Annotated in this window: 18 protein-coding genes; all 18 read left to right on the top strand. The window is 68.6% G+C overall.

All coding sequences use genetic code 11. The annotated features are described in order from the left end of the window. The first annotated feature begins 201 nt into the window (after positions 1–201). The 18 genes from EES42_RS02100 (at position 202) to EES42_RS02015 (ending at position 16,664) form a co-directional block, all read left to right on the top strand. Positions 202–1,305, top strand: a complete 1,104-nt coding sequence (locus EES42_RS02100) for an LCP family protein (RefSeq protein ID WP_124716373.1) — start codon at positions 202–204, stop codon at positions 1,303–1,305. A gap of 142 nt (positions 1,306–1,447) precedes the next feature. Next, complete coding sequence (gene rpmE, locus EES42_RS02095; RefSeq protein WP_093693080.1) at positions 1,448–1,672, top strand: 50S ribosomal protein L31; 225 nt, start codon at positions 1,448–1,450, stop codon at positions 1,670–1,672. A gap of 155 nt (positions 1,673–1,827) precedes the next feature. Then, positions 1,828–2,904: a peptide chain release factor 1 gene (prfA, locus tag EES42_RS02090; protein ID WP_124716372.1), complete on the top strand. Its 1,077-nt coding sequence runs from the start codon at positions 1,828–1,830 to the stop codon at positions 2,902–2,904. A gap of 41 nt (positions 2,905–2,945) precedes the next feature. Then, positions 2,946–3,791 carry a peptide chain release factor N(5)-glutamine methyltransferase gene (prmC, locus tag EES42_RS02085; protein WP_124716371.1) on the top strand — a complete coding sequence of 282 codons (846 nt, stop codon included), beginning with the start codon at positions 2,946–2,948 and terminating at the stop codon, positions 3,789–3,791. 64 nt (positions 3,792–3,855) lie between these two features. Next, positions 3,856–4,503: an L-threonylcarbamoyladenylate synthase gene (locus tag EES42_RS02080; protein WP_124716370.1), complete on the top strand. Its 648-nt coding sequence runs from the start codon at positions 3,856–3,858 to the stop codon at positions 4,501–4,503. Then, a complete protein-coding gene (locus tag EES42_RS02075; protein ID WP_124716369.1) occupies positions 4,500–5,141 on the top strand; it encodes an arsenate reductase/protein-tyrosine-phosphatase family protein in 642 nt (213 codons plus the stop codon). The genes EES42_RS02080 and EES42_RS02075 overlap by 4 nt, the downstream gene beginning before the upstream one ends. Before the next feature lie 160 nt (positions 5,142–5,301). Next, a complete protein-coding gene (gene glyA / locus EES42_RS02070) occupies positions 5,302–6,567 on the top strand; it encodes a serine hydroxymethyltransferase (protein ID WP_124716368.1) in 1,266 nt (421 codons plus the stop codon). Between the two features lie 120 nt (positions 6,568–6,687). Then, positions 6,688–8,073, top strand: a complete 1,386-nt coding sequence (locus EES42_RS02065; protein WP_124716367.1) for an MraY family glycosyltransferase — start codon at positions 6,688–6,690, stop codon at positions 8,071–8,073. A gap of 262 nt (positions 8,074–8,335) precedes the next feature. After that, a complete protein-coding gene (locus tag EES42_RS02060) occupies positions 8,336–8,773 on the top strand; it encodes a hypothetical protein (RefSeq protein ID WP_124716366.1) in 438 nt (145 codons plus the stop codon). Between the two features lie 210 nt (positions 8,774–8,983). Then, positions 8,984–9,820: a F0F1 ATP synthase subunit A gene (atpB, locus tag EES42_RS02055; RefSeq protein ID WP_164495187.1), complete on the top strand. Its 837-nt coding sequence runs from the start codon at positions 8,984–8,986 to the stop codon at positions 9,818–9,820. Between the two features lie 72 nt (positions 9,821–9,892). Continuing rightward, positions 9,893–10,126, top strand: coding sequence for an ATP synthase subunit c family protein (locus tag EES42_RS02050; protein WP_072483720.1), 234 nt, complete (start codon positions 9,893–9,895; stop codon positions 10,124–10,126). Between the two features lie 37 nt (positions 10,127–10,163). Beyond that, positions 10,164–10,709, top strand: coding sequence for a F0F1 ATP synthase subunit B (locus tag EES42_RS02045; RefSeq protein WP_124716364.1), 546 nt, complete (start codon positions 10,164–10,166; stop codon positions 10,707–10,709). Further along, a complete protein-coding gene (locus tag EES42_RS02040) occupies positions 10,706–11,521 on the top strand; it encodes a F0F1 ATP synthase subunit delta (protein WP_124716363.1) in 816 nt (271 codons plus the stop codon). The genes EES42_RS02045 and EES42_RS02040 overlap by 4 nt, the downstream gene beginning before the upstream one ends. A gap of 138 nt (positions 11,522–11,659) precedes the next feature. After that, positions 11,660–13,231 carry a F0F1 ATP synthase subunit alpha gene (gene atpA / locus EES42_RS02035; protein ID WP_124716362.1) on the top strand — a complete coding sequence of 524 codons (1,572 nt, stop codon included), beginning with the start codon at positions 11,660–11,662 and terminating at the stop codon, positions 13,229–13,231. Positions 13,232–13,234: 3 nt separating this feature from the next. Further along, on the top strand, positions 13,235–14,149 hold the full coding sequence (locus EES42_RS02030) for a F0F1 ATP synthase subunit gamma (RefSeq protein WP_124716361.1): 915 nt from the start codon (positions 13,235–13,237) through the stop codon (positions 14,147–14,149). After that, entirely contained in the window at positions 14,149–15,591 is a 1,443-nt protein-coding gene (gene atpD, locus EES42_RS02025; protein ID WP_124716360.1) for a F0F1 ATP synthase subunit beta, read from the top strand. Before EES42_RS02030 ends, atpD begins: the two co-directional genes overlap by 1 nt. Positions 15,592–15,701: 110 nt before the next feature. Continuing rightward, the gene (locus tag EES42_RS02020; RefSeq protein ID WP_124716359.1) at positions 15,702–16,076 is read left to right on the top strand and encodes a F0F1 ATP synthase subunit epsilon; all 375 of its coding nucleotides are present in this window, start codon (positions 15,702–15,704) and stop codon (positions 16,074–16,076) included. 141 nt (positions 16,077–16,217) lie between these two features. Further along, complete coding sequence (locus tag EES42_RS02015) at positions 16,218–16,664, top strand: DUF2550 domain-containing protein (protein ID WP_124717357.1); 447 nt, start codon at positions 16,218–16,220, stop codon at positions 16,662–16,664. Positions 16,665–16,896 lie beyond the last annotated feature (232 nt).

Raw genomic sequence — 16,896 nt, 5'->3', positions numbered from 1 at the left:
GGGCAAGAAACCGCAGGTGAGCGGGGGATCACCTGCTGTTCGCCGGTGCCGGATACCCGTTTTGTCCTCACGCGGACACAACGGGTGGCTGTGCAACCCTTCTTGGTGCCGCGGCGTCGTAAGCAGTACCGACAAGCCGACCGCCCAGCGCCCGAACACCGCTGGGGGTAGCCGGGGAGAGCTGACGACCGAAGGAGACCCATGACCGAGCAGAACGGGAGCGGCGGCCGAATACGCCCCACCGGCAAGCGCCGGAAGAAGCCCTCCCGTCGCCGCCGGGCGAAGGCGATCATCGCCTGGAGCCTGGCCGGTGTCGTGGTCGTCGGCGGTGCCGGACTGGGATACGCCTACTTCAGGCTCAACGGCAACCTCAAGGCCGTCGACATCAACGCGGCGCTCGGCAAGGACCGCCCCGACAACATCGACAACGGCTCCGAGGACATCCTCGTGCTCGGCTCGGACTCCCGGTCCGGCGCGAACTCCGCGTACGGCGCCGACGAGGGCACGGCCCGCTCGGACACCGCGATGGTGCTGCACATCAACAAGGGCCACAAGACCGCCTCCGTCGTCTCCATCCCGCGCGACACCCTCATCACCCGCCCCGACTGCACCAGCGACACGAACGGGAAGCCCGTCGCGGGCGAGCAGCGCGCGATGTTCAACACGGCGTACGAGGTCGGCGGGCCGGCCTGCGCGGTCAAGACCGTCGAGGCCATGTCCGGCATCCGCATGGACCACTACCTCGAAGTCGACTTCACCGGCTTCAAGAAGCTCATCGACGAGCTGGGCGGCGTGAAGATCACCACCACCACGGCGATCGACGACCCCAAGAGCCATCTGAAGCTCGAACCCGGCACCCACACCCTGGACGGCGAGCAGTCGCTGGGCCTGGTCCGTACCCGCAAGAGCGTCGGCGACGGCAGTGACCTCGGCCGCATCCAGCTCCAGCAGGCGTTCATCAAGGCGCTGATGGAGCAGGTCAAGACCGTCGGGGTGTTCACCAACCCGAAGACCCTGTTCGACCTCGCGGACACGGCCACCAAGACCATCACCACCGACTCCGACCTGGGCTCGGTCGAGAAGCTCACCGGCTTCGCGAACGGCCTCAAGGGACTGGGCTCGAAGAACGTCCACATGGTCACCCTGCCCGTCGAGTACGACCCGGCCGACCCGAACCGCGTCGTACCGCTGGAGGAGTCCGCCCGGCAGGTGTGGACCGCGCTCGCGCACGACAAGGCGATCCCCGCCTCCGCCACCGAGAAGTCGGCGGGCGACAAGGGCACCGCGGGCGACGTCGTACGGTGACCGGGCGGGCCGGGAATAGTTGCGGCCCGCCCCCGGTTTTGGGAGATACGGCCGGTCCTGGCAGACTGGTACGTCGGCCCCGGTTCACGGACGCGCAATCCGCGCGTACGACCCGGCGCCCTCCCGAACCTAGGAGAAACCCTTGAAGCGCGACATCCACCCCGAGTACGTCGAGACGCAGGTCAGCTGCACCTGTGGCGCGTCGTTCACCACCCGGAGCACCATCGACGGCGGCAACATCCGCGCCGACGTCTGCTCCGAGTGCCACCCGTTCTACACGGGCAAGCAGAAGATCCTCGACACCGGTGGCCGTGTGGCCCGCTTCGAGGCCCGCTTCGGCAAGGCTGCCGGCTCCGCCAGCAAGTAGCGAGCCACTGCGCCGGTTCCTGGCGCCCTCTTGCGGGGGCGTCGGGACCGGCGTTTTTTCCGGCCGGGGGTACGCGGCCCCGTTACGTACCCCCGCCCGGCCGGCATCACGCCGTCCAGCAGGCACGCACGAGTGAAGAAACCAGGAGCCCGAAGATGTTCGAGGCGGTCGAGGAACTGATCGGCGAGCAGACCGATCTGGAGAAGAAGCTCGCGGACCCCGCGGTCCACGCCGACCAGGCGAACGCGCGCAAGCTCAACAAGCGCTACGCCGAGCTGTCCCCGATCGTCGCGACGTACCGCTCCTGGAAGCAGACCGGGGACGACATCGAGACGGCCCGCGAGTTCGCCGCCGACGACCCCGACTTCGCCGCCGAGGTCAAGGACCTGGAGAAGCAGCGCGAGGAGCTCACCGAGAAGCTCCGCCTCCTCCTGGTCCCGCGCGACCCCAGCGACGACAAGGACGTGCTCCTGGAGATCAAGGCCGGCGCGGGCGGCGACGAGTCCGCCCTGTTCGCCGGCGATCTGCTGCGCATGTACCTGCGCTATGCCGAGCGCGTCGGCTGGAAGACCGAGATCATCGACTCCACCGAGTCCGAGCTCGGCGGCTACAAGGACGTCCAGGTCGCCGTGAAGACCAAGGGCGGCAACGGCGCCACCGAGCCCGGCCAGGGCGTGTGGGCCCGGCTGAAGTACGAGGGCGGCGTGCACCGCGTGCAGCGCGTGCCGTCCACCGAGTCGCAGGGCCGCATCCACACCTCCGCCGCCGGTGTGCTCGTCACGCCCGAGGCCGAGGAGGTCGACGTCGAGATCCACGCCAACGACCTCCGCATCGACGTCTACCGCTCCTCGGGCCCCGGCGGCCAGTCCGTCAACACCACGGACTCCGCCGTCCGCATCACCCATCTGCCGACCGGCGTCGTCGCCTCCTGCCAGAACGAGAAGAGCCAGCTCCAGAACAAGGAGCAGGCCATGCGCATCCTGCGCTCGCGACTGCTCGCCGCCGCCCAGGAGGCCGCCGAGCAGGAGGCTTCGGACGTACGGCGCAGCCAGGTGCGTACGGTCGACCGTTCCGAGAAGATCCGTACGTACAACTTCCCGGAAAACCGGATCTCGGACCACCGGGTCGGCTTCAAGGCGTACAACTTGGACCAGGTGCTCGACGGCGACCTGGATTCCGTGATCCAGGCGTGTGTCGACGCCGACTCCGCCGCCAAGCTCGCCGCCGCCTGAGCAAAACCCCGCCCCGCCCGTAAACCGTACGGAGAACCGCGATGAACCTGCTGCTCGCCGAGGTGGCCCAGGCCACCCAGCGGCTGGCCGACGCCGGTGTGCCCTCGCCGCGATTCGACGCGGAGGAACTCGCCGCGTTCGTCCACGGCGTCAAGCGGGGCGAGCTGCACCGGGTGCCGGACGCGGAGTTCGACGCCCGCTACTGGGAGGCCATCGCCCGCCGCGAGGCCCGCGAACCGCTCCAGCACATCACCGGCCGCGCCTTCTTCCGCTACCTGGAGCTCCAGGTCGGACCCGGTGTCTTCGTCCCCCGCCCGGAGACCGAGTCGGTCGTCGGCTGGGCGATAGACGCGGTGCGCGCGATGGACGTGGTCGAGCCGACCGTCGTCGACCTGTGCAGCGGATCGGGCGCCATCGCCCTGGCCATGGCCCAGGAGGTGCCGCGCTCGCGCGTGCACGCCGTCGAGCTCTCCGACGACGCCATCGAGTGGACCAGGAAGAACGCCGACGGATCCCGGGTCACCGTCCACCAGGGAGACGCGCTGAGCGCCCTCCCCGAGCTGGACGGCCAGGTCGACCTGGTCATCTCCAACCCGCCGTACATCCCGCTCACCGAATGGGAGTACGTGGCACCCGAGGCCCGCGACCACGACCCGGAGATGGCCCTCTTCTCCGGCGAGGACGGCCTCGACACCATCCGCGGCATCGAACGCACCGCACACCGCCTGCTGCGCCCCGGCGGCCTCGTCGTCATCGAGCACGCCGACACCCAGGGCGGCCAGGTGCCGTGGATCTTCACCGAGGAGCGCGGCTGGGCGGACGCGGCCGACCACCCCGACCTGAACAACCGGCCGCGGTTCGCCACGGCCCGCAAGGCCATGCCGTGACCGGCGGCCACCACCCGCACGACCCGTACCCGCGACACCCGTACACGCTTGAGGAGGCCGGCTGATGGCACGGCGATACGACTGCAACGACGCGACCGACCGTACGACGGGTCTGCGTGAGGCCGCGTCGGCCGTCCGCCGCGGCGAACTGGTCGTGCTGCCCACCGACACCGTGTACGGCATCGGTGCCGACGCCTTCAGCTCCGAGGGCGTCGCCGACCTGCTGGAAGCCAAGGGCCGCGGCCGCAACATGCCGACCCCCGTCCTGATCGGCTCCCCGAACACCCTGCACGGCCTGGTCACCGACTTCTCCGAGCAGGCCTGGGAGCTCGTCGACGCCTTCTGGCCCGGCGCCCTCACGCTCGTCGCCAAGCACCAGCCGTCGCTCCAGTGGGACCTCGGGGACACCCATGGCACCGTCGCCATCCGGATGCCGCTGCACCCGGTCGCCATCGAGCTGCTCACGGAGGTCGGACCGATGGGCGTCTCCAGCGCCAACCTCACCGGCCACCCGGCCCCGGAGGACTGCGACGCGGCCCAGGAGATGCTCGGCGACTCCGTCTCGGTGTACCTGGACGGCGGCCCGACACCCGGCATCGTGCCCTCGTCGATCGTCGACGTGACCGGCAAGGTCCCGGTGCTGCTGCGGGCCGGCGCGCTCTCCGTCGAGGAGCTCCGCAAGGTGGTACCCGACCTTGAGGTGGCCAATTGACCGCCCCCGAGGGGCGTGGCATAGCGGGGCGGGCCGACACTTTCCGCATCCTCCACGTCAGCACCGGCAACGTCTGCCGCTCGCCCATCACCGAGCGGCTGACCCGCCATGCCCTGGTGGACCGCCTCGGCGATCCGCTCAGCGGCGGACTGATCGTGGAGAGCGCGGGCACCTGGGGCCACGAGGGCGCCCCCATGGAGGCCAACGCCGAGACCGTCCTCGCCGACTTCGGCGCCGACACCACCGGCTTCGTCGGCCGTGAACTGCTCGACGAGCACGTGATCCGCGCCGACCTGGTGCTCACCGCCACCCGCGACCACCGCGCGCAGGTGATCTCGATGGGTCACTCGGCCGGCCTGCGCACGTTCACCCTCAAGGAATTCACCCGGCTGGTCCGGGCGATAGACCCCGCCACGCTGCCCGACGCGCGGGACGAGGGCGTCGTCGAGCGCGCCCGCGCACTGGTCCGCGCCGCGGCCGCGCTGCGCGGCTGGCTGCTGGCCCCCACCGCCGAGGCGGACGAGGTGTACGACCCGTACGGCGCCCCGATCACGTTCTTCCGCTCCATCGGCGACGAGATCAACCAGGCCCTGGACCCGGTCGTCACCGCGCTCACCGGCGTACCCGTGGACCACTGACGGGCGCACCGTCCGCGCCACCCTGACGGGCGTACGCACCGCCGGGCAGGGCAGGGCCCAACGGGTGCACGACGGCGCCGTACAGCGGGCAGGAGGCCCGTCGCGGGCCTACATTGGATCCGACGCCAGCGCACCCCCTCCCCAGGCCCGGAGCCCATCGATGCCGGTCACCACTCCAGCCGCACCGCCCTCCGCCCCCGGGGCCGCCCTGCCGCAGGACTTCGAGGCCCTGCGCCGGGAGGACCCGGAGATCGCCGCCGTGCTGCTGGGGGAGCTGCACCGCCAGTCCAGCAGCCTGCAGCTGACCGCCGCCGAGAACTTCACCTCGCCCGCGGTACTCGCGGCCCTCGGCTCTCCGCTCGCCAACAAGTACGCCGAGGGCTATCCCGGCGCCCGCCACCACGGCGGCTGCGAGCAGGCCGACGTCGCCGAACGCATCGCCTGCCGCCGGGCCACCTCGCTCTTCGGCGCCGAGCACGCCAACGTCCAGGCGCACTCCGGCTCCTCCGCGGTCCTCGCCGCCTACGCCGCCCTGCTCCGCCCCGGCGACACGGTGCTGGCGATGGGACTCCCGTACGGGGGACACCTCACCCATGGCTCGCCCGCCAACTTCTCCGGCCGCTGGTTCGAGTTCGTCGGGTACGGAGTGGACCCGGAGAGCGGCCTGATCGACTACGAACAGGTGCGCGCCCTGGCCCGCGCCCACCGCCCCAAGGCGATCGTGAGCGGCTCGATCTCGTACCCCCGCCATCCCGACCACGAGCTGTTCCGGGAGATCGCCGACGAGGTGGGCGCGTATCTCATCGCCGACTCCGCGCACCCGATGGGGCTGATCGCCGGGGGCGCTGCGCCGAGCCCGGTGCCGTACGCCGATGTGGTCTGCGCGACCACCCACAAGGTGCTGCGCGGGCCGCGCGGCGGGATGATCCTGTGCGGCGCGGAGCTGGCGGAGCGGATCGACCGGGCGGTCTTCCCCTTCACCCAGGGCGGTGCGCAGATGCACACCGTCGCCGCGAAGGCCGTCGCGTTCGGCGAGGCGGCCACCCCGGCGTTCACCACGTATGCACATCGGGTGGTGGCCCATGCCCGGGTGCTGGCGGCCGGGCTGGAGGCGGAGGGCTTCGAGGTCACCACGGGCGGTACGGACACCCACCTGATCGTCGCGGACCCGGCCCCGCTGGGCGTCGACGGGCCGGCCGCCCGCGCCCGGCTGGCGGCGGCGGGTGTGGTGCTGGACACCTGTGCGCTGCCGTACGGGGACGCCCGGGGCATCCGGCTCGGCACCGCGGCCGTCACCACCCAGGGCATGGACGACGCGGACATGGCCCGGCTGGCGGTGCTCTTCGGGGCGGCGGTGCGTGAGGAGGGCGACGTCCGGGCCGAGGTCCGGGAGCTGGCGGAGCGGTATCCGCCCTATCCGGGGTAGACGACCGGTGTGGAACCGATCGGCGCGCTCGCTGTGTCCTCGGTCATGAGGCCCCTGCAGCGCGGCCGTCAGTGATTGCCGGACGGTTTAGGGTGTGGGCTGAGATGGCCGGCGAAATCTATGGGGCAGCCCGTGCGTGATTACCTGCTGACGCTCTGTGTCACGGCCGCGGTGACCTATCTGCTGACCGGTCCGGTGCGTAAGTTCGCCATCGCGATCGGGGCGATGCCCGCGATCCGTGCGCGTGACGTCCACCGAGAACCGACACCGAGGCTCGGTGGCATCGCCATGTTCGGCGGGCTGTGCGCCGGACTGATCGTCGCGGCCCATCTCCACAACCTCGACTGGGTCTTCCAGCTCTCCACCGAGCCGCGGGCGCTGCTCTCCGGCGCCGCGCTGATCTGGCTGATCGGTGTGCTGGACGACAAGTTCGAGATCGACGCCCTGATCAAGCTCGGCGGGCAGATGATCGCCGCCGCGGTCATGGTCATCCAGGGTCTGACGATCCTGTGGCTGCCGATCCCCGGCGTCGGCACCGTCGCGCTCACCCAGTGGCAGGGCACGCTGCTCACGGTCGCCCTGGTCGTCATCACCATCAACGCGGTCAACTTCGTCGACGGTCTGGACGGTCTCGCGGCGGGCATGGTGTGCATCGCCGCCGCCGCGTTCTTCCTGTACACCTACCGGCTCTGGTACGGGCACATGATCGAGGCGGCGGCCCCCGCGACGCTGTTCACGGTGATCCTGATGGGCATGTGCCTGGGGTTCCTGCCGCACAACATGCATCCCGCGCGGATCTTCATGGGCGATTCCGGTTCGATGCTGATCGGTCTGGTGCTCGCGGCCGGGGCGATCTCGGTGACCGGCCGGGTCGACCCGGACACGATGAAGCTCTTCGCCGGCAGCGAGCGCGAGGCCACCCACGCGATGCTGCCGGTCTTCATTCCGCTGCTGCTGCCGTTGACGATCATCGCGATCCCGGCCGCCGACCTGTTGCTGGCGATCGTGCGCCGGACGTGGAACGGGCAGTCGCCGTTCGCGGCGGACCGCGGCCATCTGCACCACCGGCTGCTGGAAATCGGCCATTCGCACAGCAGGTCCGTGCTGATCATGTACTTCTGGTCGGCCCTGATCGCCTTCGGTGCGGTGGGCTACTCGGTGCACTCGACGTCCTTGTGGATCGTGCTGGTGATCGTGGGCATGAGCACGATCGGCCTCGTACTGCTGCTGGTGCCCCGCTTCACCCCGCGGGCCCCGTACTGGGCGGAACGCTTCGTACCGCCCCGCTACCGCCGGCACCGGGGCAAGGGCGGGACGCCCGGGGCGGAGCCCTCGTCGGAGGCCGAGGCCCAACAGGGGCCCCTGGAAGCCCCGATGGGACGGAAGGGGCCCGAGTCGCAGGAGCGCACTCCGGTGGTCGTGGGAGTCTCCGGCGTCAACGGGGCGACTGCGATCGGCCCTCGTTCGCGTTTTTCGGACAGAGACAAGGCCGAATCCGCACGTTGAGAATTCGGGCACCAAGGGGCAATACCAGACAAGCAATTGCGTTGCCTTGCTCACATGCGCGAATTCACTCTCACGTGTGACTGTAAGCACACTTTCTTGGTAAAGACCTCATCAAATAGTTTGTGATACCGTTCACGAAGCCCGGTGACGGAGCCGAAGGACCTGAGTAGCACGGTCCATTGGCCCGAGGCATCGACTCGGACCGGGCCTACGCTCGTCCATGACGACACACTGCCCACCCCCTGCAAGCGGAGCTGCCGCCATGCCGTCCAACGACGCCCGGACTCTCCTTCAAGCCGCCGTGCCCACCGCTGTCGCCGGTGCTGTTGCCGTCGCCGTCAGTGCTGGTGTCGCCGGTGGCAAGGGAGCCCTTGGCGCGGGCGTTGCGACGATCGTGGTGATCCTCTTCATGGGGATCGGACTGCTGGTCCTGCAACGGACCGCGCGGTCCCTGCCCCACCTGTTCCAGGCGATGGGGCTGATGCTGTATACGACTCAGCTTCTCCTTCTGTTCATCTTTGTTGCCGCCTTCAAGAACACGACGATGTTCAACCCGAAGGCGTTCGCGATCACGCTGGTCGCGATGACCCTCGTGTGGATCGGCGCACAGACGCGTGCACACATGAAGGCCAAGATCCTTTACGTCGAACCCGAGTCCGACAAGGCGGAAAAGCCCAAGAACACGGGCTCGAAGTCGTGAAGGGTAGGGGCGGGATAAGTGCAGGTTCAAGACCCTGCTATCGTCCGGTTCCAACTGCGGCACTGCGGGCGCGGGCATGTGAGCTGACGCCTGCTCGATCGCGAGGCTCAATGCCTGACTGCCGCTCACACATCCGTAACACCAGTCCAGTGCCGAACCGCGGCTGCGCGCCGCGCCGACACAACGAGGTTGCCGTACCTATGCGCCACGCTGAAGGAGCCCGCGGTGAGTGCTGACCCGACACAGGTGCTCGCCTTCGAGACCGATTGCCACATCTTCGACGGTTGTGGTTTCCCGGGTCCTGGCTTGCACTCTTTCCTGTTCGAGCCGATCTTCGGTGACGCGGACAGCAACATCTACTTCAACAAGACGATGCTGCTGGCGCTCCTCGGTACGGTCATCATCGTCGGCTTCTTCTGGGCCGCCTTCCGTAAGCCGAAGGTCGTTCCGGGCAAGCTGCAGATGGTCGCCGAGGCCGGCTACGACTTCGTCCGCCGCGGCATCGTCTACGAGACGCTCGGCAAGCGCGAGGGCGAGAAGTACGTCCCGCTGATGGTGTCGCTCTTCTTCTTCGTGTGGATGATGAACCTCTGGTCGATCATCCCGCTCGCCCAGTTCCCGGTGACGTCGATCATCGCGTACCCGGCGGCTCTGGCTCTGATCGTCTACGTCCTCTGGATGAGCCTCACGTTCAAGAAGCACGGCTTCGTCGGCGGCTTCAAGAACCTGACCGGCTACGACAAGTCGCTCGGCCCGGTGCTCCCGCTGATCATGGTCATCGAGTTCTTCTCGAACGTCCTGGTCCGGCCCTTCACGCACGCGGTCCGACTCTTCGCGAACATGTTCGCCGGTCACACGCTGCTGCTGCTCTTCACCATCGCCAGCTGGTACCTGCTCAACGGCATCGGTATCGCCTACGCGGGTGTGTCGTTCGTGATGGTCATCGTGATGACGGCCTTCGAGCTCTTCATCCAGGCCGTTCAGGCATACGTCTTCGTGCTCCTGGCGTGCACCTTCGTCCAGGGCGCTCTCGCCGAGCACCACTGATCGCGCCTCCCATACCCCCAGTCGTCCGGTGGCCAACCCCCGCCGGTCCGTGAAAGAGAAGGAAGAACTGGCATGTCCCAGACCCTTGCCGCCGTCACCGGTTCCCTCAGCTCCGTTGGTTACGGCCTGTCCGCCATCGGCCCCGGCGTCGGCGTCGGCATCATCTTCGGTAACGGCACCCAGGCTCTCGCTCGTCAGCCCGAGGCTGCCGGCCTGATCCGCGCCAACCAGATCCTCGGCTTCGCCTTCTGTGAGGCGCTCGCCCTGATCGGTCTGGTCATGCCGTTCGTGTACCCGACCTCCTGACGGGTCGCGAACAGACCATTCGACGGAAGGCACTGACTTGAACCCCCTGGTTCAGCTCGCGGCGGAGAAGCCGGAAAACCCGCTCATCCCGCCGATTCCTGAGCTCGTCATTGGCTTCATCGCCTTCGTCATCGTCTTCGGCTTCCTCGCGAAGAAGCTCCTCCCGAACATCAACAAGGTTCTGGAAGAGCGTCGCGAGGCCATCGAAGGCGGTATCGAGAAGGCCGATGCGGCCCAGACCGAGGCCCAGAGCGTCCTTGAGCAGTACAAGGCCCAGCTCGCCGAGGCCCGCCACGAAGCCGCGCGTCTGCGCCAGGAGGCGCAGGAGCAGGGCGCTGTGATCCTGCAGGAGATGCGGGCGGAAGGCCAGCGGCAGCGCGAGGAGATCATCGCTGCCGGCCACGCCCAGATCGAGGCCGACCGCAAGGCCGCGGCCTCCGCGCTGCGTCAGGACGTGGGCAAGCTCGCCACCGACCTGGCCGGCAAGCTCGTCGGCGAGTCCCTTGAGGACCACGCCCGGCAGAGCGGCACCGTCGACCGTTTCCTCGACGAGCTCGAGGCGAAGGCCGAGGCTGTCCGATGAACGGCGCGAGCCGCGAGGCACTGGCTGCCGCACGTGAGTCGCTCGACGCGCTGACCGACAACACGTCGGTCGACGCGGCGAAGCTCGCCGAGGAGCTGGCCGCCGTGACGGCGCTGCTCCAGCGCGAGGTCTCACTGCGGCGGGTCCTGACCGACCCGTCGCAGGCCGGCGAGGCCCGGGCGGAGCTGGCCGGACGACTGCTGCGCGGTCAGGTGGGCGGCGAGACCGTCGACCTGATCTCCGGCATGGTCCGCTCCCGCTGGTCGCAGTCGCGCGACCTGGTCGACTCGGTCGAGGAACTGGCGAACATCGCAGACCTCACCGCCGCCCAGCGCAGCGGAGACCTCGACGACGTCGAGGACGAGCTGTTCCGGTTCGGCCGGATCGTCGCCTCCGACAAGGAGCTGCGCGCCGCGCTCACCAACCGGTCCGCGTCCGCCGCCGCCAAGGGGCAGCTGCTGCGCAGCCTGCTCGGCGGCAAGGCACGGCCCGCCACCGAGCGCCTCGTCACGCGGCTTGTCACCCAGCCGCGTGGACGTAGCCTGGAAGAGGGACTGGAGTCCCTCTCCAAGCTGGCCGCGGACCGCCGGGAGCGCATGGTCGCCGTGGTCACCTCGGCCGTGCCGTTGAGCGATCGGCAGAAGCAGCGCCTCGGCGCCGCGCTGGCGAAGATCTACGGCCGCCCGATGCACCTGAACCTCGACGTGGACCCCACGGTCCTCGGCGGGATCGCGGTGCGGGTCGGTGACGAGGTCATCAACGGCACCATCTCGGAGCGCCTCGAAGAGGCGACCCGACGCATGGCCGGCTGACCGACGCAGCGCAGCAACAGAACAGAGCAAGACCAGCGGCCCGGTTGGGCCGTGCAGAAATTGCAGAAGATTCCTGGGGGTCGGCCCCCAGACCCCCTTAAGAAACTTCGGGCCCAACAAGGAGAGCAGGGAACCCAGATGGCGGAGCTCACGATCCGGCCGGAGGAGATCCGGGACGCGCTGGAGAACTTTGTCCAGTCGTACAAGCCGGACGCGGCCTCGCGCGAGGAGGTCGGTACGGTCAGCGTTGCCGGCGACGGTATCGCGAAGGTCGAGGGTCTTCCCTCGGCCATGGCGAACGAGCTGCTGAAGTTCGAGGACGGCACCCTCGGTCTCGCCCTCAACCTTGAGGAGCGCGAGATCGGTGCCATCGTCCTCGGCGAGTTCAGCGGCATCGAAGAGGGCCAGCCGGTGCAGCGCACCGGTGAGGTGCTCTCCGTCGGCGTCGGCGAGGGTTACCTCGGCCGCGTCGTCGACCCGCTCGGCAACCCGATCGACGGTCTCGGCGAGATCGCGACCGACAGCCGCCGCGCCCTCGAGCTGCAGGCCCCTGGCGTCATGGTCCGTAAGTCGGTGCACGAGCCGATGCAGACCGGCTACAAGGCCGTCGACGCCATGGTGCCGATCGGCCGCGGCCAGCGTCAGCTGATCATTGGTGACCGTCAGACGGGTAAGACCGCTCTGGCCGTCGACACGATCATCAACCAGCGCGACAACTGGCGCTCGGGCGACGTGAACAAGCAGGTGCGCTGCATCTACGTCGCCATCGGTCAGAAGGGCTCCACCATCGCCTCCGTGCGCGGTGCCCTCGAAGAGGCCGGCGCGCTGGAGTACACGACCATCGTCGCCGCCCCGGCGTCCGACCCGGCCGGCTTCAAGTACCTGGCGCCGTACACCGGTTCGGCCATCGGCCAGCACTGGATGTACCAGGGCAAGCACGTCCTGATCATTTTCGACGACCTCTCGAAGCAGGCCGACGCCTACCGCGCCGTGTCGCTTCTGCTGCGCCGTCCGCCGGGCCGTGAGGCCTACCCGGGCGACGTCTTCTACCTCCACTCGCGTCTGCTGGAGCGCTGCGCGAAGCTCTCCGACGAGATGGGCGCCGGTTCGATGACGGGCCTCCCGATCGTCGAGACCAAGGCGAACGACGTGTCGGCGTTCATCCCGACCAACGTCATCTCCATCACCGACGGCCAGTGCTTCCTGGAGTCCGACCTGTTCAACGCCGGCCAGCGTCCGGCCCTGAACGTCGGTATCTCGGTCTCGCGTGTCGGTGGTTCCGCCCAGCACAAGGCGATGCGCCAGGTCTCCGGCCGTCTCCGTGTCGACCTCGCCCAGTACCGCGAGCTGGAGGCGTTCGCCGCCTTCGGTTCCGACCTGGACGCGGCCTCGAAGGCGTCGCTGGAGCGCGGTAAGCGCATGGTCGAGCTGCTGAAGCAGCCGCAGTACTCCCCGTACCCGGTCGAGGAGCAGGTCGTCTCCATCTGGGCCGGTACCACCGGCAAGATGGACGACGTCCCGGTCGAGGACATCCGTCGCTTCGAGAGCGAGCTGCTGGAGTACCTGCGCCGTGAGCGCAAGGACCTCCTGACCAGCATCGCCGAGGGCGCCAAGATGTCCGACGACACGCTGCAGTCGGTCGCCGACGCGGTCGCCGCCTTCAAGCAGCAGTTCGAGACCTCGGACGGCAAGCTCCTGGGCGAGGGCTGACAGATGGGCGCTCAGCTTCGCGTTTACAAGCGCCGCATCCGCTCCGTCACCGCCACGAAGAAGATCACCAAGGCGATGGAGATGATCGCCGCCTCGCGCATCGTCAAGGCGCAGCGCCAGGTGGCGGCGTCGACGCCGTACGCGACCGAGCTCACCCGTGCGGTGACCGCGGTGGCGACCGGCTCCACCACCAAGCACCCGCTGACCACCGAGGCCGAGACCCCGGCACGGGCCGCGATCCTGCTCATCACGAGCGACCGCGGTCTGGCCGGCGGTTACTCCTCCAACGCCATCAAGGCCGCGGAGAAGCTGACCGAGCGGCTCCGGGGCGAGGGCAAGGAGGTCGTCACCTATGTGATCGGCCGCAAGGGTGTTGCCTACTACGGCTTCCGTGAGCGCAAGCTCGCGGACTCGTGGACCGGCTTCACCGACAGCCCGACGTACGCGGATGCGAAGCGGGCTGCGGCCCCGCTGATCGAGGCGGTCACCCAGGAGACCGCCGAGGGCGGCGTGGACGAGCTGCACATCGTCTTCACGGAGTTCGTGTCGATGATGACGCAGAACCCGGTCGACGACCGGATGCTGCCGCTCAGTCTCGATGCCACGAAGGACGAGGACGGCAAGGGCGAGATCCTGCCGCTGTTCGACTTCGAGCCGTCGGCGGAGGACGTCCTCGACGCCCTGCTTCCGCGGTACGTCGAGAGCCGGATCTACAACGCGCTGCTGCAGGCCGCTGCTTCCGAGCACGCTGCCCGCCGCCGCGCGATGAAGTCGGCCACCGACAACGCCGGTGAGCTCATCAAGACGCTCTCCCGGCTTGCCAACGCGGCCCGCCAGGCCGAAATCACCCAGGAAATCAGCGAGATCGTCGGTGGTGCCAGTGCGCTGGCCGACGCGACCGCGGGGAGTGACAAGTAATGACGACCACAGTTGAGACGGCCGTTGCCACGGGCCGCGTCGCCCGGGTCATCGGCCCGGTCGTCGACGTGGAGTTCCCCGTCGACGCGATGCCGGAGATCTACAACGCGCTGACCGTAGAGGTGGCCGACCCGGCCGAGAACGGCAAGCTCAAGAAGCTGACCCTCGAAGTCGCCCAGCACCTCGGCGACGGCGTGGTCCGCGCGATCTCGATGCAGCCCACCGACGGTCTGGTCCGCCAGGCCCCGGTGACCGACACGGGCACCGGCATCACGGTCCCCGTCGGTGACATCACCAAGGGCAAGGTGTTCAACACCCTCGGCGAGATCCTGAACAAGCCCGAGGCGAACGCCGAGGTCACCGAGCGCTGGCCGATCCACCGCAAGGCGCCCAACTTCGACCAGCTCGAGTCCAAGACCGAGATGTTCGAGACCGGCGTCAAGGTCATCGACCTGCTCACCCCGTACGTCAAGGGTGGAAAGATCGGTCTGTTCGGTGGTGCCGGTGTCGGCAAGACCGTTCTGATCCAGGAAATGATCTACCGCGTGGCCAACAACCACGACGGTGTGTCGGTGTTCGCCGGTGTCGGTGAGCGCACCCGTGAGGGCAACGACCTCATCGAGGAAATGGCCGACTCGGGCGTCATCGACAAGACGGCCCTCGTCTTCGGTCAGATGGACGAGCCGCCGGGCACGCGTCTTCGCGTCGCGCTGGCCGGTCTGACCATGGCGGAGTACTTCCGCGATGTTCAGAAGCAGGACGTGCTCTTCTTCATCGACAACATCTTCCGGTACACCCAGGCCGGCTCCGAGGTGTCCACCCTGCTCGGCCGTATGCCGTCCGCGGTGGGTTACCAGCCGAACCTGGCCGACGAGATGGGTCTGCTGCAGGAGCGCATCACGTCGACCCGTGGTCACTCGATCACCTCGATGCAGGCGATCTACGTCCCCGCGGACGACCTGACCGACCCGGCCCCGGCCACCACGTTCGCCCACCTCGACGCGACGACGGTTCTCTCCCGTCCGATCTCCGAGAAGGGCATCTACCCGGCCGTGGACCCGCTGGACTCGACGTCCCGCATCCTGGACCCCCGCTACATCGCGGAGGACCACTACGCGGCGGCCATGCGTGTCAAGGGGATCCTCCAGAAGTACAAGGACCTCCAGGACATCATCGCGATCCTCGGTATCGACGAGCTGGGCGAGGAGGACAAGCTCGTTGTCCACCGTGCCCGTCGTGTCGAGCGCTTCCTGTCGCAGAACACCCACGTCGCCAAGCAGTTCACCGGCGTGGACGGTTCGGACGTGCCGCTCGACGAGTCGATCGCCGCGTTCAACTCGATCTGTGACGGTGAGTACGACCACTTCCCCGAGCAGGCGTTCTTCATGTGCGGTGGCATCGAGGACCTGAAGGCCAACGCCAAGGAGCTCGGCGTCTCCTGAGCCCCTGGCTCACCGAGGGGGGTGGGTGTGTCCCGCCCCCCTCACCACGCCCCGTAGAATTGACCCAACACCCGGCTCGAACGGCCGGGTGGTGACCCGAGGAGCCACCCTTGGCTGCTGAGCTGCACGTCGAGCTGGTCGCCGCGGACCGCAGTGTCTGGTCCGGCGAGGCCACCCTGGTCGTCGCGCGCACCACGTCCGGCGACATCGGCGTCATGCCCGGTCACCAGCCGCTTCTGGGTGTGCTGGAATCGGGCCCGGTGACGATCCGTACGAGCGACGGCGCGACCGTGGTCGCCGCTGTGCACGGCGGTTTCATCTCGTTCGCGGACGACAAGCTCTCGCTGCTCGCCGAGATCGCGGAGCTGGCGGACGAGATCGATGTCCAGCGCGCCGAGCGTGCGCTGGAGCGCGCGAAGTCGGACACGGACGCCGCCTCCGAGCGGCGCGCCGAAGTGCGACTGCGTGCGGTGGCGGTGCGCTAGCGCCCCGCGACCACGTAGCTTTACCCTCAGCCGCGGCCCGAGCTGGAGACCTCTCCAGACCGTGTCGCGGCTGAGGCGATGCAGGTGCGGTTGTAGTTCTGGCGGTATCCGTTACTCGACGACGCGAGGAGGTCGGTGGAGATGTTCCTCGCGCTGTGGGTGGGCGGGCTGGTCGTCGCACTGGTCCTGATTGGACTCTTCGTCTTCGGTCTGCGCCGGCGGCTGATTCAGCGCTCCGGCGGGACCTTCGACTGCAGCCTGCGCTGGAATGTGCCCGAGGAGCCCGATCTCTCGGGCAAGGGCTGGGTGTACGGGGTCGCCCGGTACAGCGAGGACCGGATCAACTGGTTCCGTGTCTTCTCCTACGCTCCTCGACCCCGCCGGGTCCTGGAGCGTTCCGCGATCGAGGTGGTCGCCCGGCGGCTCCCCGAGGGCGAGGAGGAGCTCGCACTGCTCTCCGACGCCGTGGTGCTCGGCTGTCTCCATGGGGAGACCCGCCTGGAGCTGGCCATGAGCGACGACGCGCTGACCGGATTCCTCGCCTGGCTGGAGGCGGCTCCGCCCGGCCAGCGGGTCAACGTGGCCTAGACATGGGAAAACCGGGGAGACGGGGGGCGGACCCGTCTCCCCGGTTGCTTTCCGGGGTGCCGCACGGTGCCGGTGGGGGGCTTCGGACCGTGCGGCCTGCTTCAGACCGTGGGGGTTACTTCAGACCGCTGTTGATGGCGCCGACGAGTTCACCGTTGGCGGTGTCGCCGCTGAACTCCCAGAAGGACGCGCCTCCCAGGCCCTGGCCCTTGGCCCAGGTCATCTTGGACGC

It is taken from the genome of Streptomyces sp. ADI95-17, from assembly GCF_003846175.1.
Classification (GTDB): Bacteria; Actinomycetota; Actinomycetes; order Streptomycetales; family Streptomycetaceae; genus Streptomyces; species Streptomyces sanglieri.
Note: the sequence above shows the minus strand (reverse complement) of the source record. Positions and strands in the feature narration are given on the sequence as shown.

Excerpts from the sequence above, each read along its gene's own strand:
- EES42_RS02100 (WP_124716373.1), top strand. The coding sequence starts at position 202 with ATGACCGAGCAGAACGGGAGCGGCGGCCGAATACGCCCCACCGGCAAG.
- prfA (WP_124716372.1), top strand. The coding sequence starts at position 1,828 with ATGTTCGAGGCGGTCGAGGAACTGATCGGCGAGCAGACCGATCTGGAG.
- prmC (WP_124716371.1), top strand. The coding sequence starts at position 2,946 with ATGAACCTGCTGCTCGCCGAGGTGGCCCAGGCCACCCAGCGGCTGGCC.
- EES42_RS02080 (WP_124716370.1), top strand. The coding sequence starts at position 3,856 with ATGGCACGGCGATACGACTGCAACGACGCGACCGACCGTACGACGGGT.
- glyA (WP_124716368.1), top strand. The coding sequence starts at position 5,302 with ATGCCGGTCACCACTCCAGCCGCACCGCCCTCCGCCCCCGGGGCCGCC.
- EES42_RS02065 (WP_124716367.1), top strand. The coding sequence starts at position 6,688 with ATGGGGCAGCCCGTGCGTGATTACCTGCTGACGCTCTGTGTCACGGCC.
- EES42_RS02060 (WP_124716366.1), top strand. The coding sequence starts at position 8,336 with ATGCCGTCCAACGACGCCCGGACTCTCCTTCAAGCCGCCGTGCCCACC.
- EES42_RS02050 (WP_072483720.1), top strand. The coding sequence starts at position 9,893 with ATGTCCCAGACCCTTGCCGCCGTCACCGGTTCCCTCAGCTCCGTTGGT.
- EES42_RS02040 (WP_124716363.1), top strand. The coding sequence starts at position 10,706 with ATGAACGGCGCGAGCCGCGAGGCACTGGCTGCCGCACGTGAGTCGCTC.
- atpA (WP_124716362.1), top strand. The coding sequence starts at position 11,660 with ATGGCGGAGCTCACGATCCGGCCGGAGGAGATCCGGGACGCGCTGGAG.
- EES42_RS02030 (WP_124716361.1), top strand. The coding sequence starts at position 13,235 with ATGGGCGCTCAGCTTCGCGTTTACAAGCGCCGCATCCGCTCCGTCACC.
- atpD (WP_124716360.1), top strand. The coding sequence starts at position 14,149 with ATGACGACCACAGTTGAGACGGCCGTTGCCACGGGCCGCGTCGCCCGG.
- EES42_RS02015 (WP_124717357.1), top strand. The coding sequence starts at position 16,218 with ATGTTCCTCGCGCTGTGGGTGGGCGGGCTGGTCGTCGCACTGGTCCTG.